Genomic DNA, 24,486 nt, shown 5'->3' on the forward strand with positions numbered 1-24,486 from the left:
CCCGAGCCGTTCTCGGGGATGATCCACGAATCTGCACCGTGAGGCCCTGATCCGCAAGAGGCCTGGCGAAAAACCTCTTACTCATAGGGTCTAGGTCCTAGCCACAAGCGCCAAAGCGTCCCTTCCCGGATCACTACTGATCCGGGAAGGGACGCTTTGCCTTTTTCGTGGGAACCGGGTCTAGCGGCCAACCGATTCCTGGGCGGTGCCTGCTGGATGCAAGGTGGCACTGCCTGCGGAGACATCGATCGTGATCTTGTTAGGGGAGTTCGGATCGGTGGCGAGCAGGTTCTCGACGGATCCGGCGGCCGTATTCTGCCGCAGGTCGTAGGTGGCCTCGGGCAGTTCCAGCTCCAGCGAGCCGGCGCTGACACTGCCCTCGATGCTCTTGGGCGCCGTGCCCGAGAGTTCGCCAATGAGTTCGCCGGCCGAGATATCAAACCGGGCGCTTCGGACATTGTCCAGGCGCACCGTTGCTTCCCCTGCGCCCAAGTCGATATCGGCGGTGTGCGCGCTGCCGGTGAGGTTCAGCTCCCCGGCACCGACTTCAACCACCAGGTCCTTGTAGGCGCCGACTGCGTTGAAGGATCCGGCGGACAGCTCGAAGTCCGCATCCAGCGTTCCGTTGTCCATGGATTGCGGAAGCACCAGCGTTGCCTCGTTGTCGTCGAATCCGCAGCCGAAGAAGCAGAAGTTGTCCCAGGCATTCGGGGCTTCGACGATGAGCCGATTGCGCTCCCGATGCAGCTTCCAGCTCGCGGCCTTGGCGCTTTTGACTTCAAGTGTTGCCTTGTCGGTGTCCGCAAAGAGCAGATCGAAGCGTCCCGAGCTCGCCGAAACTTCCAAGGCGGTCACCCCGGAGACCTCTGTTTCGTGGACCGAATGCTCCCGGGAGACCGAGGCAAAGGCGCTGCGTGCCGTGGCGATGACCAAGGTGAGAATGACCAGCCCGCCGAGCACCGCGAGGATGATATTCAGCGGCTTGCCGTTGTTGGGTGGCGCCGGTGGGTTTGGCGGTAGCGGCATGGTTTGCGTGGTAGTCATGATCCTGTCCTGTCTGTGCGGTTGGTGCCCAGGGTTTCAATATGAGCCAGGGCTGCCAGCACGCGCCGGTTGCCCGTTCCGTCGGCTTCCAAGCCGAGTTTCTGGAAGATGGAAGTGATGTACTTTTCTACGCTGGCCTCCGAGAGGAAGAGCAGCGCGGCGATCGCCTGGTTGGATTTTCCTTCGGCCAGTGCGGCCAGGACTGTGCGTTCCCGGTCGGTCAGCTTCTGCATGCGGTCATCGTGATTGCGTCGAGTCAACAGCTGTGCCACCACTTCCTGGTCCAAGACGGTTCCACCACCTGCAATCTGCTCCAGCGAGGCAATGAACTCGCTGACATCCGCAACGCGGTCCTTGAGCAGGTAGCCGATCGCTCCGGACTGGGTGGAAATCAGTTCCGAGGCGTAGCGCTCCTCGACGTACTGAGAGAGCACCAGCACCGGCAGGTCTGGATACTTCTTGCGCAGTTCCAGCGCCGCACGGATGCCTTCATCCGTGTAGGTCGGCGGGAGGCGGACATCCAGGATGCAGACCTGCGGGAAATCATCGGCGGACGAGTTGTCCAGGAAATCCATCAGCCCGCTGGTTTCGGGCAAATCCGCGACAACATGGTGGCCGCTGTGGGCCAGCAACCTGACCAGCCCTTCACGCAGAAGGACCGAATCCTCGCAAATCAGTACGCGCATGGCACGTTCACCTCCACTGCAGTTGACCCGCCCTGGGGGCTGTCCAGGTTGAAGGTGCCGCCGGCGGCGAGCACCCGATTATTGATTCCATCCAGGCCGCCGCCGGGGGTGATGAGCGCCCCGCCGGTGCCGTTGTCCTCGATGCGGGCCCACAGGCTTTGCTGGCCCTCATGCTCCCGGACCCTCACGGTGATCTGGCAGCGCTGGGCCCGCGAATGCTTGGCAGCATTGGTCAGCGCCTCGGCAATGGCGAAGTACACCGCCGCTTCGGCCACGCGCGGATAGCGCCCATTGAGCTGGATATCCAGGCCCACCGGGATATGCGAGCGGCCTGCGATAGCCGAGAGCGCCGCATCCAGTCCGCGGTCATCGAGTACCGACGCGTAGATTCCGCGGGTGAGCTGGCGCAGTTCGGTAATCGCGGACTTGGTTGAAGCATGGGCCTCGGCCACCAGTTCCTTGGCCTGGCGCGGATCGCTGTCGATCTGCTGGTGCGCAAGCCCCAAGGTCATGGCCACGGAGACCAGCCGGGGCTGGACCCCATCGTGCAGGTCGCGTTCGATGCGGGTGCGCTCCACCTCTGCGGCGCGCACCGCTCCTTCACGCTGCACCGCGGTGGTGCGCACGCGTTCGACCAGTGCACTCTCGCGGGCAATAGAACCGACGATTCCCACGGTGACCATCCGGTGCAAGAAAACCAAGCCGATAACCACTGCTATTCCCAGCAGCGCCGCCAGCACCAGCCAAGGTGCCTGGCTTACTGGAGTCTGGAAGCCCCACAGCCCGGGAACGGTTCCCAGCGGGTCGGCACTATCTGCCTGCAAGACCGGGGCGAAGGCAACGATGGACGAACGCACAGCCATTTGCAGGGCAGTGAGCATCAGCGAGCCGGCCAGGCAGGAGAAGAGCAAGCTTCCCAGCAGCGCCCACATGCGTCCGTTGGACACATTGCGTCCGAGCGAACGGACGTATTCGCCAAAGCCTTCACGGCGGCGTGGCCGCCAGGTCAGCGGAGCGACGTCCGTGTCGTAGAGGTTGCTGATTCGAGTCAGCTCGAAGCGGGCCAGGCCGAAGAGCGCATAGACCAATCCGGCCAAGACGACCAGGCCCAAACCGAGGATCGGGGTCAGCGCGACGCCTAGCGAGAGCCAGGCCAGCAGCAGCGAAAGCAGGATCAGGCCGGCAGACCCGAACAATGCCATATGCAGCAGCGTCATGCCCAATCTCAGTGGGGGACGGGCAGGTGCGGTGCCCGGTAGAACCTTAGGTGTCGAAGTCATACCTCAACACTAGAGCGCGCAGGTCAGCGCCAACACCGAGGGAGCCGGAGTTCTTCATTATGGAAAACCCGAAGAATTTGCCTCCCAGGGTGCCCTTTTGGCTTTTCGGAGCGCAGGATGGACAGATGGACACGAACCAGGATCCGCAGGCGGCAGGAACAGCGCCCATCGAGATCAGGCCGCTGGCCGAAGAACGCATGGACGACTTCGCGACGGTAGTGAATCCGAGCCGGAGGCAGAAGCATTGCTGGTGCTTGTCGCACCGGATCGGTGCCGCCGAGATCAGGGAACGAGGCGCAGGGGACCGGTTCGCCGCCATGCGCTCACTGAGCACCGAGCCGATTGCCCCGGGAGTGATCGCTTATCGCGCAGGGGAACCGGTGGGCTGGTGCAGCATCGCTCCGCGATCGAGGATCCCACTGCTGGAAAAGTCCAAGCTCATCAGGTCCGTGGATGATCTGGAGGCTTGGAGCATCACCTGCATGGTGGTGCGCAGCGGCTACCGCCGCCGGGGCGTGAATCGGGAAATGGTCCAAGGCGCAGTGCAGTATGCGCGAGACCTCGGGGCGCCAGCGGTCGAAGCCTACCCCGTGGATCCGGCAGGGCGGATGGACCTGACCATGGCCTTCGTCGGAACCAGGAAGATGTTCGAGCAGGCCGGGTTCGAGGTCGTCGGGGTCAGCGACGCCCAGGCCAGCAGGATGCCCCGGCTGATCATGCGCATGGTTTTCTGAACCGCCAGGGTTTACCAGAAATTCAACCGCAAGCTTCATGCCATGCACTTTCGGCTTCTAGCGTCGGTAACATGGGACGGCTGTTTATGGCGATCGGGGATTCCTTTACCGAAGGTGTGGGGGACTGGGAACCCAGGCTGCCCAACGGTGTACGCGGATGGGCCGATCGCGTGGCCAAGCAGTTATCCAAAGCGGATCCCGAGTGGCAGTACGTGAACCTGGGTATACGCAGTCGACGGCTCCAGTCGATTATCGACGAGCAGATCCCCGTAGCCCTGGAACTCAGGCCGGAGGTGATCACCTTTTATGCCGGCGGCAACGACATCCTGGAATTCCGCAAGGACATGAAGGAATTCCTTGCCCGATACTCGCAAGCCGTCGAAGCCCTGGCATCCACGGGTGCCAAGGTCCTGCTGTTCACCGGGTTCGATATCCCCGTGCACCCGGTGCTCGCCCCGTTCAAGCGGCGCAACTGGCGCTTCAATGACCACGTGCGCCGGCTCGCTGAACGCTATCCGGACTCAGTAGTGCTCGTTGACTACTGGAATTGGGAGGCCTACCGGGATAAGCGCATGTGGGATATCGACAAGCTGCACATGAATCGTGCCGGCCATCGCTACATGGCCATCAGGATCCTGGAGATCCTCGGGTATCCGCACCAGCTGGTTTTCGATCCTTTTGGCGCCGCGGACCGGGTCGGATTCTGGCAGGCCACGCAGCGCGACGTGGAATGGTTGAGGCAGTGGGTGCTGCCGATGTTCGGGCGGCGCATGCGCGGCATTACCCTGGGGGACCAGTTGCGTCCCCGCTGGCCGGAGCCGATGCATCCGGCCAAGGGGATGAAGAAGCAGTTCCGCAAGCGCCGCAAAGCAGAAGAGCTGCGGCACCTGCGGAATTCCGAGGTCGGCTAGCAGCCTAGCTGCCTAGCTGCCTGGGTTTTCCATTGCTTCTGGACTCATCCACGCGATTTCCCAGACGTGGCCATCCGGGTCCTGGACGGCTGCCTGGTACATGCCCGGGAATGGCTCATCTGCCGGGCGGTAGATGCTGCCGCCACCGGCCTCGGCCCGTGCGACGAAGTCGTCGACGCATTCGCGGGTTTCTGCCGACAGGGCATTGAGGGTTTCGCGCAGGCCGCTTCCGAGCGCCGGCTTATCGCCGTTGACCAGGAAGCTTGCGAAGAACTCCTGGCGCAGCACCATCACGAGAATATTCTCGGCGATGATCCATGAGGTGGCATTTTCATCGGAGAACGTCGTGTTCTTGGTGAAGCCCATGGCCTCGTAGAACTTGTCGGCTCTGGCTAGATCGGCGGTCGGTAGGTTGACGAAAATCATCTGGCCCATGGGTTTCTCGCTTCTGCGTCGGGGGAATTCCTCAGTGCAAAAACAACTTTGCTGGACGCATGAACCGAGCGCAAGAGCTATGCGGGATTAACCTTGAAATGAAACAAGGCCCCGCTAGGGCACGCAGTTAAGCGCGGCCGTGCGGGGCCTTGAACCAAACCCATGAATTCTTGAGGGCTTCGGGCATTCAAACGGGGACTAGATCAGTGCCTTGGTGATTTCCAGCGGGATGCGATCGCGGGTGTAGGTGATGTGGTCGTAGCCGTGCGGTGCCGGCTTGCCGTCTTCGCCGATGTTCACGAAGACGATCTTCTCGATGGTCAGGATCGATTCCTGGGTGAAGATGTTGCGTACCTCTGCGCGCAGGGTGACCGAAGTCCGGCCGAAGTCGATAGCCGTCAGGCCCATCTCGATCAGGTCGCCTTCCTTTGCGGAGGCGATGAAGTTGATCTCGGACATGAACTTGGTGACAACGTGCTTGTTGCCCAGCTGGATGATCGAGTAGATCGCAGCTTCTTCGTCGATCCAGCGCAGCAGGCTGCCGCCGAACAGCGTGCCGTTTGCGTTCAAGTCTTCTGGGCGAACCCACTTGCGCGTATGAAAAGTAATACCCTTAGCCATACACAAAATGCTAAGTCAGATCGGGTGCATTGCGCTGTAAGGTGCTCCACAATGTAGGGGAAAACACATCGATTCATGCATTGAATACCAAGTGGACGCGTGATTGGGGCGGGTGCCGGGAGAACTGGCCCAATGCTTCCTGCCTGTTGATGGCTGTATCCAAGGTGCTAAGCGGCAATGCTGTTGATAAGGTCAAATCAAGCAGCATGAATCAACGGACCCAGGACTAAAAGGCAGGTGAAGATGACCTATCCTTCGGAAGGGAATAACGAAACTATTCCCACCGATTTCGACGACGTCGTTCAGCAAGTTTCTACCGGTGAGCTGGAACATGATCGCATCGATTCCCTGCTCAAGGAAGCCCATGAGCGATACGCGGATGCAGACGACGGGCTCCTTGCCCACTACATTCCGATCCTGGGCCAAGCGGACCCCAATCTCTTTGGCATCGCCATGTCCCACGTCGGCGGCTCTGTCCACATGGTTGGCGATTGCGATCACCTGTTCTCGATCCAGTCGATCTCCAAGATGTTCGTCTACGCGCTAGTGGTGCAGGAGCACGGGCGCGAGGTCGTTCGCGAACGCATCGGCGTGAACAATACGGGCATGTCCTTCAACTCTGTGATGGCCGTGGAATTGAACAACGGCTTGCCGATGAACCCCATGGTCAATGCCGGCGCCATCGCCACGACAGCAATGATGCCCGGCAAGACCGCTGCCAAGAAGTGGGAGAACGTCCGGGAAGGGCTCTCCGCCTTTGCTGGCCGGGCGCTGAGCCTGGATGACGAGGTCTACCACTCCGAATCGCTGGCCAACGAGCGCAACAAGGCCCTGGGTCATTTGCTCAAGAGCTACGGGCGGCTGGAGAACGAACCTGCGGATGCCGTTGATGTGTACACCAAGCAGTGCTCGCTGAATATCAGCGCGCATGATCTTGCCGTCATGGGCGCGACGCTGGCCGATGGCGGAGTGAACCCAGTGACCGGAAAGCGCGTCGTCGATGCAGACGTTTGCCGCGATACCCTGGCGACCGTGGCCTCCAACGGCTTGTACGAGCGTTCTGGCGAGTGGCTGTTCGAGATCGGGATCCCGGCGAAGTCCGGGGTTTCTGGCGGTATAGTCGCGGTAGCTCCGGGCAAGGGTGCCATTGGCGCGTTCTCGCCGCCCTTGGATATGGCCGGGAACTCGGTGCGCGCGCAGCTGGCCATCGGGCAGCTTTCGCGTGCCATGGGCCTGAATCTGTTTGCGTCGGCGCCAGATCGGAAAAGCTGATCCCGGGCGTTTCACGCATTATCCAAAAGGCGGATTGATTCGCTAACTAGCTAAACTTTTATGGACAGGTGGATGGCCTTTGCCGTCCATCTTTCGCCATTCGGTGCCGGATCGTTTCGAGAGTTGAAATCCTCGCGCAAAGGAACTGGTCAGCTGCTGGTTAGCAAGAATTTTCGATGGCATGAGAATACGTTTTCACGGCGGTTGTCTTGTTTCCTTTAGCGGTGCAGGCCGGCGGCAGCGACATGTGACGTCCGGGGGTTGTAAAACCTACTAAACAAGCTTTACTTAAAGTGTGTGTCACTGGGGGCACCTGAAACTTTGAGGATGCGTAATTCATGAAGAAAGTAACCAAGGCAACCATTGCTGCTGTTGCAGCCGGAGCGCTGTTGCTCGGCGGCGCTGGAACGATCGCGCGCTGGCAGGCGCAGCAGACTATTGACGCGGGCACCGTGGAAACCGGCCACCTGAACTTGACGACCAACGGGGAGGGCAGCTGGCAGGACATCAGCAATCCGGAAGCGCCCGAGCCGTTCGACCCGGCAACCCAGCAGCTCGTTCCCGGGGACGTTGTTGCGTTCAGCCAGACCGCCACCATCGATGCCGAAGGCAAGAACATTGCTGGATCGCTGAGCGTCGACCAGGCGGCTACGGCGCTGGGAGCGTTGGAAGGATACGTGACCGTCGCTCTGCAGGTCGACGCATCGGCGCCGGGGATTACGGAGGAAGCTGACGGCACACTGAGCTTTGCCGATCCGGGCACCTATTCAGTTCCATTCCTGATCACCGTCACCTTTGCCGAAGGAGCGGTAGGGGACACCCCGCCGTCGACCTACGACCAGCCGCTGGATCTTGAAGCGCTGACGCTGACCTTGGACCAAGTCCGCGCTTAGTCATGGAACGTGGATTGGCTGGTGCATGCCCAAACCCTTGAAGTTCGCCATAGTCGCGGTTGTGCTCTTGCTGCTGGGTATCAGCGCGCAAGGCACGGCCGCAACTTGGCGCGCCGAAAGCACGGTGGATCCGCCAGCCTTGAAAACCGGTTCGCTGGCATTGCTGGCCGGTGGCGAAACCGAGCACCAGTTCGCGAAGCTGTCCGGCAGTGAGCTGATCCCCGGGGCGTTTACGCAAGCACCACTGGTGATCAGCAATGCTGGCACTGTGGACTTGACCTATCAGCTGGATGGGGCGGTCAATGCGACCGCTTCACCGACTGCCGCTGATCGTGCCCTGTCCAGCGTTTTGCAACTGAGCATCTATTCCGGCATGGACCAAGAGGCCTGCGAAGCCGACCAGCCGTTGGCCGGGGAACGGCTGTATGCCGGGCCGCTGGGATCCACCGCCTCCTTCGCAGCTGCCAGGGTGCTGCGCGCAGCGCCGGCGATGGCGAATGAGGCCTTGTGCATTCGTGTTTCGGTTCCCTCCGGGGCACCTCAAACGGCTTCCGGCGGGAAAGTAGCGCTCAAGCTGGGGTTCGCGGGGCAGCAACGATGACAATTGGGAATCGCGTCCGGCGCAGGGAACAGCAGGAACGCACAGGGATCCGGTGGTGGTGCGGTCAGGTGCTTTCCTGGCTCGTGCTGTTCATCGTCCTTGCCCTGATTGCCGTCATGATCGTGGTTCCGAAATTGGGCGGGGCGACGGCGTATACCGTGCTCACCGGATCCATGCGGCCGCATTTGCCGCCCGGTACTTTGGTGGTGGTGAAGCCGATTGACCCGGAGCACCTTCGCATTGGCGAGGTTGCCACCTACCAGCTGGAATCAGGTGAGCCTGAAGTCGTTACGCACCGTGTTTCCGCTATCGGCGCGAGCCTGGGCGGGGAAGAACAATTCATTTTCCGCGGGGATGCAAACAATACCGATGACGAGCCGGTGCAACCCGAACAGATCCGGGGCAAGCTCTGGTATTCCGTCCCGCTCCTGGGATACGTGAACAGCGCTCTGTCACTCCAGCAGAGAACGTGGCTGACCTGGATCGCAGCGAGCGGATTGATCGTGTATTCGCTGGTGATGTTCGGCGGGGCATGGCGTGAACGGCAGGGGAAAGGGCAGCGATGAAGCTCCGTTTTCTTGCAGCCAGCGCGGCCATGACGGCCGTGATTCCCTGCGCGGCACTCGGCCTGGCACTGCCCGCATCAGCCGCGGAAACTGACCAGGGCCTAAGCTACAGCTTGGACGGCCGGGTCTATTCCGATGCCCCACCGCAGGTATTTGGAGGAGGTCCGGTCTTGGCGCCTGGCGTTGAATCCACAGGATCCTTGTGGATTCGCAATGACCGGGAGTCGGATATCGAAGTCCGCATCCGGACGATCGAGCCCGCTGCGTCAACCCGGATCTATTTCGAAACAGCCGGAGCCTCGGTAGTCCGGTTGGAACCTGACAAAGCCGCGGAATTCGGACTGAGGGTCGGACTGCCCTGGTCGGCGAAAAATGAGTCGGAGGACCAGCAGGTGCCTTCGTTGCAGGTGCGCATCGACGCCGTCGAATTAGCAGGCGGAGTTGGGCAAGCTCCGGATTCTTCGCGGCCGCCTGACGAAGGGGATTCGCCCGACAGCGATGCGCCGAGGGAAGAGCTGCCCCAATCGGATCCTCCCGAGCGGCATGATGGGCTCGGAGATACCGGGTTCCGCGGTGCGGCGCTGCTTGCGGCGGCAGGCATCGCGGGTATCGGGGGATTATCGTTGCTTGCTGCGCAACGCAGGAAACAAAAGGAACTTGAAACGGACGGAGTGGAAGAATGAGCGACCGTTCAATGCGCATCAAGGCAATTCTGTCCTTGGGCATCCTCGTAGGATTCGGCACCGTCTCGACGCTGGCCTCATGGACCGGACAAGCGACAGCTACCTCGAACGTCAGCACGGCCACCGTTGCCCTGGGAGTTGGAGCTACTGCGACCAGCGCAACCTCGGCCAGCTACCAGATGCCCATCAGCGGCAATAACCTGTTTCCGGGCTCGACATCGGCATCCGTCGTGACAGTGAAGAACACCGGTTCCATCTCGGCGCCCTATGTTTTCGGCGGAAGAATCACCGAATCGGGCAACGCTGCGCTGGGGGCGGCACTCAATATCGTTGTAAAAACAGGCGCCACGGTCAGCGGCACCGGCTCCAGCGTTACTTGCTCGGGCGGAACCACGCTGCTGTCGAAGAACGCTGGATCCCAGTTCGGCAGTGCCTCGGCCGCCAGGCCCTTGGCCGCCGGCAGCAGCGAAACCCTGTGCGTGCAGTACTCGCTGCCAGTAACCGCGGCCAATACCCTGCAGGGCGCCACGACGGCAATCACCCTGGACTTCACCTCGACGGTGGGTTCATGAGATGAAGTTGAATCGAACTGGATCCCGCACAGGATCTTCGCTGACGCTGTTCCAGCGCCTCGTGCTGAACGCCTGCGCCGCGGCCGGGACCCTGTGCCTGGTCATGGCGGTGCTGGCGTTGGCTTTCGGGATCAAGCCCCTGGTTTTCGCCTCGGGATCAATGGGACCGGGCATCCCCACCGGTTCCCTGGGGCTGGCTGTTCCGACCGCGGTAGAGGACGTCGCCGTGGGCGACGTGGTTTCGGTGGTGATCAGTGACGAAGTGCGGGTGACGCACCGGGTTGTCGAAAAGACGGACGCGGGGCTGATCCTCAAGGGTGATGCCAATCCCGTCGCGGACCTGCAACCGTATGCGGTGGACAGCGTCGACAAGCTGCTGGCCAGTGTACCGGTCCTGGGCTACGTCGTATCGTGGCTGTCCCAGCCATGGGCCTATTTTCTCGGCGGACTGCTGTGCGCCTACCTGCTCTATGTCGCGTTCATCAAGAGGGATGGTGGAAGCGGCCGACTTTCATCAGGACAGGGCATGAATGAGGCCGAAATGGACCCAGGCCCTTTTGCCGGTCGCGAGCATCAAGCCACTGAATTTCGGGTATCCGGAGCTGGGCGGGAATCCATGTCGCAACGATCTCGGCGACGGACCCTGATTCAGATGGCTGGCATGTTTTCAATACTCACGTTGTGCCTTTTGCCGATTCAAATCGAACAAACCCAGGCAGCTTTCTCCAGCCAAGCGGCGGCTTCCGCCACGGCTACTGCGCTCACGGCTCTGCCCCCAGCCAACGCTAAATGCACAGGCAATGTCGGGGACCAGCAAACCATCCGATTCGATTGGTCAGTTTCCGGACCAGAACCAACGTCCTATACCATCACCGGACAACTCAATGGCAGCTCGACGGTAAAGACAGAGTCGCTTGCTGGCAACACGCGAAGCTACACGACATCCCTGTCTTCGAGCCAGGGTCTACTGGGTGCCCTGCTGGATTTGCTCGTAGGCTTCGACAGAAAATTCACGGTGGCGATCAGGGCGAATTACGGATCATGGAGTTCAGCCCCGGTGAGCTTTACTCAAATTCATGGCAGCGCTGGACTTCTGGGCAGCAACAAGCGTTTAACCTGCCAACCGCACTAGTCTGGCAGCGAATATAGACCATTGATGATCAGATCAAGGCCCACCGCAAAGGTATTTGACGCCCAGTCCTCGTCGCCCAGGGCAGTGGCCAGTGACTCGCTGAAAGCGCGTGTCGACTCTCCGTCGATTTCCCATACATTCTCAGGTGCCGCAGCGTCCAAGGCGGACCCGAGCACAAAGGAGTCGACGATCGTGATGGCCTGCAGCCGCCGCTTCGGTTCGAACCCGGCCATAGCGAAGGCCTCGGCCAGTGCATCGTAGACGCGCAGCGTGGTGCTGTCGCGGACTGTGTGGCTGGTGAGCAGCGGGATCAGCCGTGGGTGCCTTGAATACGACTCCCAGTAGGACGTGGCAATTTGCCGTACGATATCCTGCCAGTCGCTGGAAGCGTTATCTGGCAGGCTGATCGCCGACATGGCCCGGCCTCTCATCAGCTCGATGATCTCATCCTTGCCGGACACGTGGTTGTACAGGGACGAAGCGGAGACCGACAGGGCCTTGGCCAATTGCGGAAGCGTGAACTCGCCATGGGCGTCAACGAGCTTGAGTGCGGCATCGGCGATCGCGGTGGTGCTGAGCTTCGGCTTGGAAGGCCTGGCCATGAATTCTCCCGTTGTTGAAGGTTCTGGGTAGAGCTTACACAAATAAACGAAAATCATTCGTTAAATCTCTTGCGCCGAGGCCGTCGCTGGACCTAATCTGTAAACGAATACCATTCGTTTAATATCCGAAGGGGAGCCCAATGCAAGAGATCCTGGCCCTTGAGCCACCCGTTTCCCCAGCGCGTGCCGAAGCCAAGTCGCGCGGCGAGATCACCATTGCGCTGGTGCAGCACCGCTGGCGCGAAGACCCGCGGGAACTGCGCGGGGAACTGGAGGACGGCATTGCCCGCGCGGCCAAGCATGGCGCGCGCATCGTCTTCCTCCCGGAATTGACCCTGGGCAAATATCCGGCCTTCGAGATCCCGGACGCCGACGCCGCGGACGAGACCGCCGAGGATCTGGAGAACGGGCCGACCGTGGCCTTCGCCCGCGAGATGACCGCGAAGTACAACCTGCACGTGCACATCTCGCTGTTCCGCAAGGCTCCGGCCGCCGACGGGTTGGGATTGAACACCGCAGTGGTTCTTTCCCCGCAGGGCCGGATCGTCGCGCTGACCAACAAGCTGCATATTCCGCGGACCGCAGGCTACTACGAGGACAAGTACTTCCGCGAAGGGCCCAATGACGAACCCTATCCGGTGCACCGCATCGCGGCGCTCGGGGACCTGGCCATGGGCCTGCCCACCTGCTGGGATGAATGGTTCAGCGAGCCGCCGCGCATCTATTCGCTGGCCGGAGCGGACCTGCTGGCCTATCCCACAGCAATCGGTTCCGAGCCGGACCACCCGGACTTCGACACCGAGCCGCTGTGGCGCCAGACCATCATCGGCAACGGCATTGCCAACGGGCTGTTCATGGTTGTCCCCAACCGGTGGGGCGACGAGGGAGCACTGGACTTCTACGGTTCGTCATTCATCTCGGACCCCTACGGCCGCATCCTGGCCCGCGCCCCGCGCGATGCCTCAGCGGTGCTCGTGGCCACCTTGGACCTGGACGCCCGGCGCGACTGGCTGGAGCTCTTCCCGTTCCTGCGCACCCGCCGTCCCGATACCTACGCGGCGCTGGCGGCGCCGCGCGAAAACGCCCAGCTGGGAGAACGGACGCAGACCCATGCCTGAGTTGCGCATGCCGGCAGAAACCGAAGCCCATGAGCGCATCTTCATGGCATTTCCCTCCGGCGGCTACACGCTGGGAGAAACCGAAGCGCAGGCCGAAGCGGCCCGCGCCGCCTGGAGCGCCGTGGCCCGGGCGGTCAGCGCTTTCACCCCGGTCACGATGGTGGTGGACCCGGCCAGCGAAGCCGCAGCCCGGCGCCATCTGGGCGATGCGGTCGCCTACTGCCTGCACCCGCTGGACGATGCCTGGATGCGCGATTCCGGCCCGAGCTTCGTACGCACCGCACAAGGCCAGCTCAAGGCGGTGAACTGGAACTTCAACGGCTGGGGCGCGCAGAGCTGGGCATCCTGGGACAAGGACCGACTGGTGGCGGGCCATGTCGCGCGCCTTGCCGGGGCAGAGGAGATCCGGGCGTCGATCACCAATGAGGGCGGCGGGATCCACGTGGACGGCGAGGGAACGGTGCTGGCCACGCGCAGCGTCCAGCTGGATCCGGGGCGCAACCCGGGCCAGACCGAGAAGGACATCGAGGACGAGTTCGCCCGGCTGCTCGGAACCCGGAAGACCATTTGGCTCGATCGCGGGCTGAGCCGGGACAACGAGGAATTCGGCACGCGCGGCCACGTGGACATCGTCGCCTGCTTCGCCCGGCCCGGCGTGGTGCTCTACCACGACCAGCAGGATCCTCGGCACCCGGACTACGCGATTTCGCAGGCGGTGCGCGAACGGCTTGAGCAATCAACCGACGCGCAGGGACGGGTGCTGGAGCTCATTGCCGTGCCGGCACCGACGGTGCTGCGCGATGCCGAGGGCTGGGTGGACTATTCCTATATCAACCACCTGGTGACCAACGGCGGGGTCATCGCCTGCAGCTTCGATGATCCCAACGACCACCAGGCCGCGAGCATCCTAGCTGCGGCCTATCCCGGACGGGAAGTGGCCAGCGTGGATGCGCGCGAGCTGTTCGCCCGCGGCGGCGGCATCCACTGCATCACCCAGCAGCTGCCCGCCACGGAACGGGGATAGGCCCCTAGCCCAGGCCGACCGCACGGCGGCGTTCCAGGAAGACCGGTTTCCCCGCCGTGCGGGTCGCGGAGAACAGGGGTTCGGCCGCGCGCCGGCCCAGGGCCAGGTCGGCCAGGTATTCGCCGATGGCGGGCACGAATTTGAAGCCGTGGCCGCTGAATCCCGCGCCGACGGTGACCGGCCCCAGCGAATCGAGGATGAAGTGCTCGTCTGCGGTGTTGGCGTAGGTGCAGGACACCGTTTCGTAGCGCGATGGATCCGCTCCCGGAAGCCAGCGTGCCGCGTAGTCCTGCAGCCCGCGCAGCTGCTCGTCGCTGGCCTGGTGCGGCCGGCGCTCCGGATCGATGATCCGTCCGGAACCATGCCAGCCCACCTTGATGCCTTCCCCCGGGGTGCGCATGCCGTAGATGGGCCCGAAGACGCGTGATCCGATATCCCGTGCCGGATCCAGGGTGTGGTTGAACCCCGGCCAGTGCGCCGGCAGGTCCTTCTGCGCGAAATGCACCGGGTGCTCTTCGGTGACGTGGATGGCAGGAAGCTTGAACGCATCGCCCAGCAGCTGCGCGGTCCAAGCCCCCGCGGTGACGATGGCATGGCGAGCCCGGATAGCCGACATGGTGCCCTGGTGCTGGACTTGCACCTCGACACGGTCATCGGCAAGCACCTGCAGAGCGGTCACCCGGTGCCCGTATTCCACGGCAGCTCCGTGCGCTACGGCCAGCTTCTGCAGCGAAGCCACCGCAAGATCGGCATTGATCTGGCCGCCGGCGGGGATATGCAGGACTTCGGTCTCGAACTTCATTCCCGCGAAACGCTCTTCTGCCGCAGCGATGCTCAGCAGCTCGCTGCCGAATCCTGCGTGGGCGAGGACCTGGTGCATTCCCCGTTGTTCGGCAACGATTCCGTGATTGACCAATCCGGTGCGCTCCAGCAGCCGGGTGCCGGCTTGCTCGGAAAGCGAATCCCACAAAGCGTCGGAACGCTGCAGCAGGCGAAGATACTCCGGTTCGGTGTAGGCAGGATTGAAGTTGCGGGTTGCTCCGTGCGAGGCGCCCTCTAAATGGCCCGGGGCAAAGCGTTCCAGCAGCAGGACCTCGTGCCCCGCAGAGGCCAGGGACCACGCGGCCGCCGAGCCCATCGCGCCGCCGCCGATAATCAGGAAATCTACATCATTGCTCACCTCTACAGCGTAAAACTCCAACTGAAGCGGGCTCCATTCAATTGACTCATTGGCCATGGACTAACGTAATAGAGGATGGCGATCGGGAAAGCGGAAGCAGCGTGGAGCAAAGCGTGCAACTAGCGGCGGTAATCGGCTTGGCAGCTGCGGTTTTCGTGGGCGCCTCCACGCAACGAATCTCCGGAATGGGGTTCGCGCTGGTCTCCTCGCCCTTCCTGGTCATGGTCTTGGGACCCCATGAGGGGGTCATGCTGGTCAACCTGCTCGGCGCCTGCAGCAGTTTGCTGATCTTTGCGCAGGTCTTCCGTCAGGTCGAGTACCGGAAGGTCGCCTTCATGCTCATACCGGCCATGCTCATGACCGTTCCCGGAGCTTGGCTGGCGAACTCGCTGGAGGGTCCATGGCTTTCCATCGGCATATCGTTCATGGTGATCCTGGCACTGGTTTCGAGTTTCATGATTCGAAATCTAGCGATGGCCCAAAGCAAGGGATTGGCCATCGGCGCCGGGGCAGTTTCCGGATTCATGTCGGTGACCGCCGGTGTCTCCGGCCCGGCTATCGCGGGATACGCTGTGGCCAGCCGCTGGCCGCAGGCGCAGTTCGCCATCTCCGTGCAGCTCTACTTCCTGGTGCTGTCGCTGACGTCCCTGGCCGCCAAGGGCGGCATGCCTCAACTGGATTGGCAGCAGTGGGGTGCCTGCCTTGGCGCGATGGTGCTGGGCATCTTGCTGGGCAATTACCTGGCTCCGAGGATTCCGCAAAAGTTCAGTCGCGCATTCGTGATACTGATTGCCTTCGGCGGTGCCGTGAGCCTGATGGCCAGCGGCTTGGTCGACTTGGCCTCCAACTAGCGCAGTGCGCTGCTGCGCGGTGTGCGGCGGCGCCGCGGGCGGTACACGTTTTTCAATGAAAATGAGAGAATGTACTCCGTGCATTCCCAATATCCCGATGTAACTCTCAGCAAACGAGTCAGCGAGCTAGACATTGAGCGCCGTGCCCTGTGGGCCGGCCTGTTCTGTTCCCTATTCGGGTTGGTTGTGGGGCTCATTATCTTCGCCGGCGAACGTCCGCCGCTCTTTGGCGATCTGTCCGTGGGCGTTGTCTCCGCCGTTTGCGGTGCTGTCTCGGCCGGAACCAGCAGCGCCTATGCTTTCCGTTCGATGCTGAGGGCACGGGAACCGTGGTTGAAGAAGATTCCCAAATGGCGCCAAATCGTCACGGCCCTGGGTCTCGTATTGGTGCACGTAGCCAGTTCTGTCATGATCCTGCTGGTGGTCTTCCATTTGTTCCAGCAGGCCTTCTACGGGCTGCATTTGGATGTGCTTGCAGGCGCGCTGGCAGTCAGCGTCGCCACGGGCATCTCCGCCTACCTGTCCCTGGAAGCAACCGCGCGCATCAACGCGGAATCACTTTCCGTGGTGCTGGGCATCTTCATGAGCGCCGGGGTGCTGATCAGCATGCTGCTGGCCGAAGACCAGGGCTGGTGGCAGAGCATGTTCTCTTCGCTGGGAACCACGCAGGCCGGCATGGGCTCGTTCTGGACCTTCAACCTCACGCTGGTGATTTCCGGCTTGGTGCTGGCGGCCTTCACCGAATTCCTGACCCGCGACCTGGTCCGCCTGGCCCAGTCCTACCGTTGCCGCCCGGCGCTGGAAAGGTACAGGATTGCACGAATGGTGCGTCCCCGGCCGCGGCTCGTGCGCTGGTGCCTGCTGATTGTCTCGGTCGGCATTATCGGCATTGGCCTGGTCCCCTTCGATCTGTCGATGGAAGTGCATTCGGCCTTCGTGCAGTTGGTCTCGGCAGCCATGATCTTCTTGCTGCTGGGCACCATCGTGCTGCTGCCTGGCTACCCTGCGGTGTTCCATATGCTCTCCTACGCAGCCATTGGCGCGATCTGGGCGGCCTTCCAGCTGTGGACCGAATGGTCGTACTACAACCTGACCGGTTTCGAGCTTTCGGTCGTGGCCATCATGTTCAGCTGGATCTCGGTATTCATCCGCACGACGTCGGCGATGACCCAGGACCGTTCCGAACCCCGCACCACCCATTCGCCTTCCGAAGTTGCCAAGGCGAAGAAGTCCGCGGCCTAGGGCGGCCGAGCTTGAATATCCGTCGGAAGGCTGAAGAATTTCGCCTCTGCGGGCCGGTAGCCTGAAAATATGTTGATTGCAGAAAAGCTCTACTTGCTAATGGCCGATGACTCCGAAAAGCCGGAGACAGTTGTATCAGCTACGGGATACGGCATGAATGCTGCCATCATCACCGACTTGATGATCGCTGGGCGTGTGGCGCTGAGCGAGGATCAGCAGCGGCAGATCCAACTCATCGGTGCCGGCCCTTGCCCGGATCCAGTTCTCGCCGCGCCATTGGAAAAGCTGGAAAAGAGAGGCAATCTGAGCCTCGACGAAGCGGTGAAGATCAATTCCTTGTGCGAGGCCCGCTCGCTGACCGATTCCTTGGCCAAGGGCGGGATTATCGAATACGGTGAACGCACACTGCTGGGCTTGGGCAAGCAGCGGGTCCGCATCATCAACCAGCAGATCCAGCGCCAGATCCGGACCGATTTGCAGGGCGCCCTGCACGGGCAGAAGATCCCGGGAACCAGCGACACCACCGTGCTCGCGATCTTGCAGGCGATAGGCCTGGTGAACGATGTGCTGGAAGAAGAGCTCGCACCCATGACGGGAAGCCAGGCGCAGTCCCGGATTGCGGAACTCGCGCAGGATTCACCGGCAGCCGACTCGGCGCAACGGGCAGTGGCAGCGATGAACGCCGCCATCGTTACCCAGCGCGTCATTCCGCCCGCGCCCGGAAAGAAATAGCTGGACGGCGCTCGCAAGGAAAGACTACTGCGCGATGATTCAGCGCAGGGTGCTCAATCCCGCATCCATGACCACCTGGATAGTGGAGCGGTAATGGCTATTGAGCAGTTCACCGAGGAGGGCTGCATCGCGATCCAAGGCGGCATCCAGGATTTCCTGGTGCTCCTTCTCAACGTTGCGCTTGCCTGCGGCCTTCGACGGGGCAGCCCAGCGACGGTACAGCTCGGTGAAGTTCGAAAGGTCGGCAGAGAGCTTGAGCATCGGCTGGCAATCGCACGGTACCAGCAGTGCATGGTGGAATTCGCGGTGCGCCTCGGACCATGCGGGGTTGACGGTGCCAGGTTCCTCCGGCAAACGCCGCGGAGTGCGCGAAAGCTTGTGGTGGGCTGCGATCAAGTTCGATTCCCACGCGACATCTCCGCGCTCCACCGCCAAGCGGGCGGCCAGTGCCTCGGTGGAACACCGCAGTTCGGTGATATCCGCCAGTTCGCGCAGGTTCAGATCCGGCACGAAGAAACCGCGGTTTGGGCGGATGACCACCAGGTTTTCCCCCGCTAGCCGTGTCAGCGATTCGCGGATCACGGTGGTGCTGGTCTCGAACTGTTCTGCCAAAGTGGTCGGCTGAAGGCGGTCACCGGGGGACCAGAAGCCATCAAGGATGGTTCGGCGGATACCCTCCAGGGAATGAACTGATGCCTTTGCCAAGCTGACCTCTTCATGCGTGATCGATTGAATCTGATGTTAATAACAATAATCATATTCTTCGCAGGGGATAGATAATCCACGCGCACGGCGGAACAGAATACCCGGGCTATTGCTGGTAATTCGCCAAAGCTGTTTACCTTCCGCCGCATCGGTCCTAGGCTCGGGTCATGTCAGTGAAGATCCGCACGATCCAAACCGCAGTTCCCGCGACGACCCTGGCCCAGGAAGAGATCCGCGATGTCTTCGCCAGCCAGCCGAACCTGAGCCGGCTGGGTGAACGGCTCATCGCCACCTCATTCAACTCCGCCGCGATCAGCACCAGGTACAGCTGCGTCGACGAATTCGACCTCTCCCTGCCCGAACCCGAAACTCCGCTGTTCTACGACCGGGTTGAAGGCCGGCTGCTCTCCCCGAGCACCGCCGAACGCAACGGCATCTATGCGAAGCAGGCCAGCATGCTGTTCACGAACGCCGCGAAAAAAGCACTGGATGCGTGCCCGGACCTTGCCCCGGAAGATATCACCCACGTCATTACCGTCTCCTGCACCGGGTTCTACAACCCGGGCCCGGACTACCAGATCGTACGGGCACTGGGGCTGGCACCGAGCACGGTGCGCCACCACCTTGGTTTCATGGGATGCTACGCGGCGTTCCCAGCCCTGCGCGCGGCCCGCGACTTCTGCCTGGCCGATCCGCAAGCCACCGTGCTGGTGGTCTGCGCCGAGCTGTGCACCTTGCATGTGCACAGCTCCAATGACCCGGACACCATCATGGGCTCGGCCATCTTCGCCGACGGGGCCGCTGCGGTGATCGTCTCGGCGCAGGGCAGCGGGCTGCTGGAAATGGACGGCTTCGAAACCGTGCTCACCCCGGTGGGCGAGGAGGCCATGGCCTGGAATATCGGCGACCACGGATTCGAGATGGTGCTGGGCACCTACGTTCCGCACATCATCGACGAGCACATCACCGGGGCGCTGCAGCCGCTCTTGGTCAAGGATGCCGACCCGGAACTCTCCGTGGACCGGATTAGGCACTGGGGTCTGCATCCCGGGGGCCGGGCCATCCTGGACCGGGTGCAAAACCGGCTGGGCCTGGATGACCAGCAGCTGGTGCCAGCCCGCGCGATCCTGGATCGCTACGGGAACATGTCCAGCGCCACGGTGCTATTCGTGCTCAAGGAAATCCTGGAAGCGGCCGCTACGGACGAGGGCGAAAGGGTCTGCTCCATGGCATTCGGTCCGGGGCTGACGGTGGAATCCGGGCTGTTCACCATATGCCGGCAAGGATAATGCTCCGGCTGGCCCGGGCAGCGGAAGCCATCGAGGAAATGGACCGCCCGGATTGCGACCCGGTGCTGCTGCGCCGCACCTACGCCCAGTTCCCTCTGGTCAACCGGGTAGTAGCCGGCTGGCGGGGCAATTACGTGCAGTGCATCCGCCCGTTGCTGGCGCGCCGGGTCCGGGCCAGGATTCTGGACGTGGGCTGCGGGGGAGGAGACATCGCGGCGAATCTGGCGCGCTGGGCGCTCGCCGACGGGTTCGAGGTAGCAGTGTGCGGCATCGACCCGGATCCCCGGGCCATCTCCTACGCCCGGCAAGCGCTGCAACGCTGCAAGTTGCCGCGCGGGGTGCTCGAATTCCGGGAAACAACCAGCACCCGGCTAGCGGCCGACGGCGAGCAGTTCGACCTGGTGCTCTCCAACCACCTGCTGCACCATCTGGGTACGGACCAGCTGCGCCAGTTGCAGGACGAGACCGAGCAATTGTGCACCGGGATCGGGTTGCACAGCGATATCCGGCGTTCCCCGGTGGCGCTGGGCCTGTTCGGGCTGGCGACTCTGCCGCTGGCAGGCAGTTCGCTGATCCGGCGCGATGGCCTGACCTCCATTCGGCGCAGCTTCGTGCCGGGGGAACTGGGGCCATTGCTCCGCCCTGGTTGGGAGGTGCGCACGCAGCGGCCCTACCGCAACCTGCTGCTCTGGGAAGCTGGCGGCCATGGATGACGCCGCGATCATCGGCGCCGGGCCGGTGGGCCTGGCGCTGGCCATAGAGCTCGCCCAAAGCGGGCATGCCGTTCGGGTTTTCGAGCAGCGCGGCGCACCGGTAGCCCACTCGCGCGCGATCGGCCTGCATCCTCCAGCGCAAGAGGTCCTGGCGCGGCTCGGCGTGGGACCGGCGGTGCAGCGCGGCGGCGTGCAGATCCGCGGCGGACTGGGGATCTCGCGCGGGCGGAGTATCGCTTCGATGGATTTCTCCACTATTGGCGGCCAGTATCCCTATGTGCTGTCCTTGCCGCAGCAGGACACCGAGCAATTGCTGCGCGAGCGCTTGGAGCAGCTGGCACCGGGGTCATTGATGATGGACTGCGCTTTCGAGCAGGTACTTGGGCAATCGGAGCAAGCCGTGGAATTTGCCGCTGGCGGCGTGGCGCACCGGGCCCGGTGGCTGGCCGGAGCTGACGGGGTCCGCTCCGCGGTCCGCAGGGATCTCGGCGTGGGCTTTGCCGGAAGGGAACATCGCGACCGCTACCTGATGGGGGACTTCCCGGAGACCACTGGGCTGGCGCACACTGCGGCGCTTTTCCTGCATCAGCAGGGGATTGTCGAGTCCTTCCCGCTGCCGGCTGCACGGCGGCGCTGGGTGGTGCGCATCGAGCAAACCCAGGTCGATGATTCGCCGGGCATGCTTGCCGAGGCCATCTTGGATCGCACCGGATACCTTCTTGACGCCGAGGCCTGCACGATGACCAGCAACTTCGGCACTGCCACCCGGATGGTGCCCTCGATGGTCCATGGGCGCGTGGTGCTGCTGGGCGATGCGGCCCACCAGATCAGCCCGATCGGCGGGCAGGGGCTGAGCTTGGGGCTGGCTGATGCGCAGGCGGTGGCGCACCTCATTGCTGCCAGGGCGCCCATGGGAGCACTGGATGATCGCCGGCTCGGGGCAGCGCGCAGTGCGGCCCGGCGTGCGCAGGTGAACATGCTGTTGGGCCGTGCCCTGCCGCGCTGGGCTGTCCCGCTGCGGGATTCGGCGATGTCCCGGCTGGCTTCCAGTGCCTGGTTGCAGGGGAAGGTGGCGCGAGACTTCACGATGACCGGTCCCGGGCAGCGTTCGGTTCCCGTTGCGTGACGAAAGGGCAACGTTTCGATGACTGGTTGCGAACGGAGCATCTATCCGGATGGCGCCCAGATGCGGTGAGAGTGCATATGAGGGCCGGAGCGCAACAGCACGGCCAGACCCGCTGCCGGCCAGCGTGCATTGCGTCCGGATAACTCTTATGTCTATCTATTGAATTAACCGGAGTGGTGGTCGCACACTGGACGGCATCACTTGCGCGTGCATCGAGGCATGCGAAGCGGAAAGGACCCATCATCATGAAGAAGAAGACTGGTGCAGGGCTGTGCGCCGCAGGCACCGCGATTTTGGCGCTGAACGCGCTTGTCCCCGCTTCGGCGGCACCCCCGGAAAAGACCGACACCACCTGGCTCATGGGCGAGGTAGCCCATGTCGGAACCCTCGACGGTTTTGCCGGCAACTCGCACCTGATCAGCTTCTTCGCACGCACAACCGGCTCAGGGGATGCGACAGTGGTGAACTTCGACTGCCCGGCAGGAGAAATGCCGTCATGGGATCCGGACAGCGGTTGCGAGACGCTGGGCGCTGTGGGAATGTACGGCGATGCGCTGGAAGTGCACATCGACAAGCAGCTCGCCAACGGCTCGGTCAGCGGAGAAGTCAGGGTTTACCTGGGTGAAACCGACCATGGCGAGCCCCTCTGGGGCGAAACCTTCCAGCTGGAGGCGGTCATGGCCGGCACCGGTGATGCGGTGGTTACCCGCGAGCATCAAGATGGATTCCGGCACTGGAGCAAAGACCGACCGGCCTCTGCCACCAGCGGGCATCTGGGGGACATGGACCTTGCCGGTGCCGTGGGCAACCTCGGCCACCTGAAGGAATCCTTCAAGTACTGAACACCCGAATGCAGCAGTGCCGCGCCGCCGGTAGATTGGCGGTGCGGCACTGTTTTTGCGTGCCCAAACTCACCGCCAAATACTCGCGGATACATGAAACAATAGGTAGCAATGACTTCCATCGATTCCACCCCACTTTCCGCCGAAGAACGCAAGGCACTGCGCAATGAGCAGGCCGCGGCCCAGCGCGCCCAGCAGATGCGCATCTCCAAGTCCCGAGCCGAAGCCGAAGGCCGCGCCCAGGTCGTTCCAACCGCCGAAGGCTGGAAGCAGGAGATGGGTGCCGATGGTCGTCCAGAGCTGCAGTTCGCCACCAAGCGCCGTGTCTCCCAGCCGCCAACGCACCTGGCTGACCTGTCCCTGGCCGAGCGCCAGGCCAAGCTGAAGGAACTGGGACTGCCGGCCTTCCGCGCCAAGCAGCTCTCCGTGCACTACTTCCAGCACTACACCACCGACCCGGAGAAGATGAGCGATCTTCCCAAGGAGCGCCGTGCGGAACTGGCCGAGGCCATGTTCCCGAAGCTGCTCACCGAGGTCAAGCGCCTGGAAACCGATGATGGCAAGACCATCAAGTTCCTCTGGCGCCTGTTCGACGGCTCGCTGGTCGAGTCCGTGCTGATGCGCTATCCGGGCCGCATCACCCTGTGCATTTCCTCGCAGTGCGGCTGTGGCATGAACTGCCCGTTCTGCGCCACCGGCCAGGCGGGCTTGACCCGCAACATGTCCACCGCTGAAATCCTGGACCAGATCGTCCAGGCCAACCGCGTGATCGCCGAAGGCGGACTGGGCGGACGCCAGCACCCCGAGGAGCGCGTGGGCAACATCGTGTTCATGGGCATGGGCGAGCCGCTGGCCAACTACAAGCGCGTGATGAACGCCGTGCACCGCATGGTCGCCGATGCCCCTGAGGGCTTGGGCATGGCCGCCCGCGGCATCACCGTCTCCACCGTTGGCCTGGTTCCGGCGATCCGCAAGCTGACCGAGGAGAATGTCCAGGTCACCTTCGCGCTGTCGCTGCATGCGCCGGATGACGAGCTGCGCGACGAGCTGATCCCGGTCAACTCGCGCTGGAAGGTCGACGAGGCACTGGATGCCGCGTACGACTACTACGTGAAGACCGGTCGCCGTGTCTCCATCGAGTACGCGCTGATCAAGGACATGAACGACCACGAATGGCGTGCAGAAATGCTGGCCAAGAAGCTGAACGCGCGCGGCCGCGGCTGGGTGCACGTGAACCCGATTCCGCTGAACCCGGTGCCGGGCTCCATTTGGACCCGCAGCGAACCGGATATCACATCCAAGTTCGTTCGCCGCCTCGATGAGCTCGGCGTGCCAACCACGCTGCGTGATACCCGAGGCAAGGAAATCGACGGCGCCTGCGGCCAGCTCGCAGCCGACGGCGACAAGTAGCATTTACCGTGGAGACCAGCTTTCGCTGGTCTCCACGATGCGTTAACGAGCCCTCTTCGTGCAGGAGAGCTACGACTGCATGTATGGTTCTGATATGGCCGTTTCAGACCCGCTTTTCCTTGATAAGACCAATCCAGAGCTATGGAACTCGATTGGCAGATTTTCCAAAGATGTCGCCAAGTCCTACCGCGCAGCCGGAATCAGCGACCGCACCGCCGAGCT

The 24,486-nt window shown here is 62.6% G+C and carries 27 protein-coding genes; 19 read left to right on the top strand and 8 right to left on the bottom strand.

Going from position 1 to position 24,486, the window contains the following annotated elements:
• Positions 1 to 180: 180 nt before the first annotated feature.
• The 3 genes from ACI2JZ_RS17855 to ACI2JZ_RS17865 are packed head-to-tail and all read right to left on the bottom strand — an operon-like array spanning position 181 to position 2,947.
• On the bottom strand, positions 181 to 1,044 hold the full coding sequence (locus tag ACI2JZ_RS17855; RefSeq protein WP_404598773.1) for a hypothetical protein: 864 nt from the start codon (positions 1,042 to 1,044) through the stop codon (positions 181 to 183).
• Positions 1,041 to 1,730 carry a response regulator transcription factor gene (locus tag ACI2JZ_RS17860; protein WP_105656125.1) on the bottom strand — a complete coding sequence of 230 codons (690 nt, stop codon included), beginning with the start codon at positions 1,728 to 1,730 and terminating at the stop codon, positions 1,041 to 1,043. Before ACI2JZ_RS17860 ends, ACI2JZ_RS17855 begins: the two co-directional genes overlap by 4 nt.
• Complete coding sequence (locus ACI2JZ_RS17865) at positions 1,718 to 2,947, bottom strand: sensor histidine kinase (protein ID WP_404598774.1); 1,230 nt, start codon at positions 2,945 to 2,947, stop codon at positions 1,718 to 1,720. Before ACI2JZ_RS17865 ends, ACI2JZ_RS17860 begins: the two co-directional genes overlap by 13 nt.
• Positions 2,948 to 3,135: 188 nt before the next feature.
• On the opposite strand from ACI2JZ_RS17865, the gene ACI2JZ_RS17870 reads away from it, so the two are divergent.
• Both ACI2JZ_RS17870 and ACI2JZ_RS17875 read left to right on the top strand, forming a co-directional pair.
• Positions 3,136 to 3,744: a GNAT family N-acetyltransferase gene (locus ACI2JZ_RS17870; protein ID WP_404598776.1), complete on the top strand. Its 609-nt coding sequence runs from the start codon at positions 3,136 to 3,138 to the stop codon at positions 3,742 to 3,744.
• Between the two features lie 71 nt (positions 3,745 to 3,815).
• Entirely contained in the window at positions 3,816 to 4,655 is an 840-nt protein-coding gene (locus ACI2JZ_RS17875) for an SGNH/GDSL hydrolase family protein (protein WP_404598777.1), read from the top strand.
• Between the two features lie 12 nt (positions 4,656 to 4,667).
• On the opposite strand, the gene ACI2JZ_RS17880 is transcribed toward ACI2JZ_RS17875, so the two are convergent.
• Both ACI2JZ_RS17880 and ACI2JZ_RS17885 read right to left on the bottom strand, forming a co-directional pair.
• Complete coding sequence (locus tag ACI2JZ_RS17880) at positions 4,668 to 5,090, bottom strand: VOC family protein (RefSeq protein WP_404598778.1); 423 nt, start codon at positions 5,088 to 5,090, stop codon at positions 4,668 to 4,670.
• A 198-nt stretch (positions 5,091 to 5,288) separates the two neighbouring features.
• Positions 5,289 to 5,711, bottom strand: a complete 423-nt coding sequence (locus ACI2JZ_RS17885; RefSeq protein WP_105656140.1) for an acyl-CoA thioesterase — start codon at positions 5,709 to 5,711, stop codon at positions 5,289 to 5,291.
• A gap of 243 nt (positions 5,712 to 5,954) precedes the next feature.
• On the opposite strand from ACI2JZ_RS17885, the gene glsA reads away from it, so the two are divergent.
• From glsA to ACI2JZ_RS17920, 7 genes are all read left to right on the top strand, one after another.
• The gene (gene glsA / locus ACI2JZ_RS17890; protein ID WP_404598779.1) at positions 5,955 to 6,983 is read left to right on the top strand and encodes a glutaminase A; all 1,029 of its coding nucleotides are present in this window, start codon (positions 5,955 to 5,957) and stop codon (positions 6,981 to 6,983) included.
• Between the two features lie 338 nt (positions 6,984 to 7,321).
• Entirely contained in the window at positions 7,322 to 7,876 is a 555-nt protein-coding gene (locus tag ACI2JZ_RS17895) for an alternate-type signal peptide domain-containing protein (RefSeq protein WP_332489206.1), read from the top strand.
• A gap of 25 nt (positions 7,877 to 7,901) precedes the next feature.
• Positions 7,902 to 8,477: a hypothetical protein gene (locus ACI2JZ_RS17900; RefSeq protein ID WP_404598780.1), complete on the top strand. Its 576-nt coding sequence runs from the start codon at positions 7,902 to 7,904 to the stop codon at positions 8,475 to 8,477.
• Positions 8,474 to 9,043 (top strand): signal peptidase I, encoded by a 570-nt coding sequence (locus tag ACI2JZ_RS17905; RefSeq protein WP_133834148.1) that lies wholly within the window; start codon positions 8,474 to 8,476, stop codon positions 9,041 to 9,043. The genes ACI2JZ_RS17900 and ACI2JZ_RS17905 overlap by 4 nt, the downstream gene beginning before the upstream one ends.
• The gene (locus tag ACI2JZ_RS17910) at positions 9,040 to 9,726 is read left to right on the top strand and encodes a hypothetical protein (protein ID WP_404598782.1); all 687 of its coding nucleotides are present in this window, start codon (positions 9,040 to 9,042) and stop codon (positions 9,724 to 9,726) included. The genes ACI2JZ_RS17905 and ACI2JZ_RS17910 overlap by 4 nt, the downstream gene beginning before the upstream one ends.
• On the top strand, positions 9,723 to 10,298 hold the full coding sequence (locus tag ACI2JZ_RS17915) for a hypothetical protein (RefSeq protein ID WP_332489202.1): 576 nt from the start codon (positions 9,723 to 9,725) through the stop codon (positions 10,296 to 10,298). The genes ACI2JZ_RS17910 and ACI2JZ_RS17915 overlap by 4 nt, the downstream gene beginning before the upstream one ends.
• A 1-nt stretch (position 10,299) precedes the next feature.
• Positions 10,300 to 11,430: a signal peptidase I gene (locus ACI2JZ_RS17920; RefSeq protein ID WP_404598785.1), complete on the top strand. Its 1,131-nt coding sequence runs from the start codon at positions 10,300 to 10,302 to the stop codon at positions 11,428 to 11,430.
• Here the strand turns inward: ACI2JZ_RS17920 and ACI2JZ_RS17925 are convergent.
• Positions 11,427 to 12,089, bottom strand: a complete 663-nt coding sequence (locus ACI2JZ_RS17925; RefSeq protein ID WP_404598788.1) for a TetR/AcrR family transcriptional regulator — start codon at positions 12,087 to 12,089, stop codon at positions 11,427 to 11,429. The genes ACI2JZ_RS17920 and ACI2JZ_RS17925 overlap by 4 nt on opposite strands.
• Before the next feature lie 83 nt (positions 12,090 to 12,172).
• Here ACI2JZ_RS17925 and ACI2JZ_RS17930 point away from each other — a divergent pair, with 83 nt between their 5' ends.
• Positions 12,173 to 13,150, top strand: a complete 978-nt coding sequence (locus tag ACI2JZ_RS17930; RefSeq protein ID WP_404598789.1) for a nitrilase-related carbon-nitrogen hydrolase — start codon at positions 12,173 to 12,175, stop codon at positions 13,148 to 13,150.
• Complete coding sequence (locus ACI2JZ_RS17935) at positions 13,143 to 14,174, top strand: agmatine/peptidylarginine deiminase (protein WP_404598791.1); 1,032 nt, start codon at positions 13,143 to 13,145, stop codon at positions 14,172 to 14,174. Before ACI2JZ_RS17930 ends, ACI2JZ_RS17935 begins: the two co-directional genes overlap by 8 nt.
• Before the next feature lie 4 nt (positions 14,175 to 14,178).
• On the opposite strand, the gene ACI2JZ_RS17940 is transcribed toward ACI2JZ_RS17935, so the two are convergent.
• Positions 14,179 to 15,411, bottom strand: a complete 1,233-nt coding sequence (locus tag ACI2JZ_RS17940) for an FAD-dependent oxidoreductase (protein WP_404598793.1) — start codon at positions 15,409 to 15,411, stop codon at positions 14,179 to 14,181.
• 56 nt (positions 15,412 to 15,467) lie between these two features.
• Here ACI2JZ_RS17940 and ACI2JZ_RS17945 point away from each other — a divergent pair, with 56 nt between their 5' ends.
• From ACI2JZ_RS17945 to ACI2JZ_RS17955, 3 genes are all read left to right on the top strand, one after another.
• A complete protein-coding gene (locus ACI2JZ_RS17945; protein ID WP_332504475.1) occupies positions 15,468 to 16,205 on the top strand; it encodes a sulfite exporter TauE/SafE family protein in 738 nt (245 codons plus the stop codon).
• Between the two features lie 69 nt (positions 16,206 to 16,274).
• Complete coding sequence (locus ACI2JZ_RS17950; RefSeq protein ID WP_404598795.1) at positions 16,275 to 17,447, top strand: hypothetical protein; 1,173 nt, start codon at positions 16,275 to 16,277, stop codon at positions 17,445 to 17,447.
• A gap of 69 nt (positions 17,448 to 17,516) precedes the next feature.
• Positions 17,517 to 18,179, top strand: a complete 663-nt coding sequence (locus ACI2JZ_RS17955; RefSeq protein WP_332730845.1) for a GPP34 family phosphoprotein — start codon at positions 17,517 to 17,519, stop codon at positions 18,177 to 18,179.
• A gap of 39 nt (positions 18,180 to 18,218) precedes the next feature.
• Here ACI2JZ_RS17955 and ACI2JZ_RS17960 read toward each other — a convergent pair whose 3' ends face one another.
• Entirely contained in the window at positions 18,219 to 18,884 is a 666-nt protein-coding gene (locus ACI2JZ_RS17960) for a GntR family transcriptional regulator (RefSeq protein WP_332499259.1), read from the bottom strand.
• 167 nt (positions 18,885 to 19,051) lie between these two features.
• Between ACI2JZ_RS17960 and ACI2JZ_RS17965 the strand changes: the two genes are divergently transcribed.
• The 5 genes from ACI2JZ_RS17965 to rlmN all read left to right on the top strand — a co-directional run bounded on the left by ACI2JZ_RS17965 (position 19,052) and on the right by rlmN (position 24,264).
• Entirely contained in the window at positions 19,052 to 20,173 is a 1,122-nt protein-coding gene (locus tag ACI2JZ_RS17965; protein ID WP_404598798.1) for a type III polyketide synthase, read from the top strand.
• Positions 20,173 to 20,886: a methyltransferase domain-containing protein gene (locus tag ACI2JZ_RS17970; RefSeq protein ID WP_404598799.1), complete on the top strand. Its 714-nt coding sequence runs from the start codon at positions 20,173 to 20,175 to the stop codon at positions 20,884 to 20,886. Before ACI2JZ_RS17965 ends, ACI2JZ_RS17970 begins: the two co-directional genes overlap by 1 nt.
• The gene (locus ACI2JZ_RS17975) at positions 20,879 to 22,012 is read left to right on the top strand and encodes an FAD-dependent oxidoreductase (RefSeq protein WP_404598800.1); all 1,134 of its coding nucleotides are present in this window, start codon (positions 20,879 to 20,881) and stop codon (positions 22,010 to 22,012) included. The genes ACI2JZ_RS17970 and ACI2JZ_RS17975 overlap by 8 nt, the downstream gene beginning before the upstream one ends.
• Positions 22,013 to 22,257: 245 nt before the next feature.
• A complete protein-coding gene (locus tag ACI2JZ_RS17980) occupies positions 22,258 to 22,854 on the top strand; it encodes a hypothetical protein (RefSeq protein ID WP_332489082.1) in 597 nt (198 codons plus the stop codon).
• A 198-nt stretch (positions 22,855 to 23,052) separates the two neighbouring features.
• Complete coding sequence (rlmN, locus tag ACI2JZ_RS17985) at positions 23,053 to 24,264, top strand: 23S rRNA (adenine(2503)-C(2))-methyltransferase RlmN (RefSeq protein WP_166650787.1); 1,212 nt, start codon at positions 23,053 to 23,055, stop codon at positions 24,262 to 24,264.
• Positions 24,265 to 24,486: the final 222 nt, after the last annotated feature.

This window comes from Microbacterium sp. NPDC087868 (assembly GCF_044900755.1).
Lineage (GTDB): Bacteria > Actinomycetota > Actinomycetes > Actinomycetales > Microbacteriaceae > Microbacterium > Microbacterium galbinum.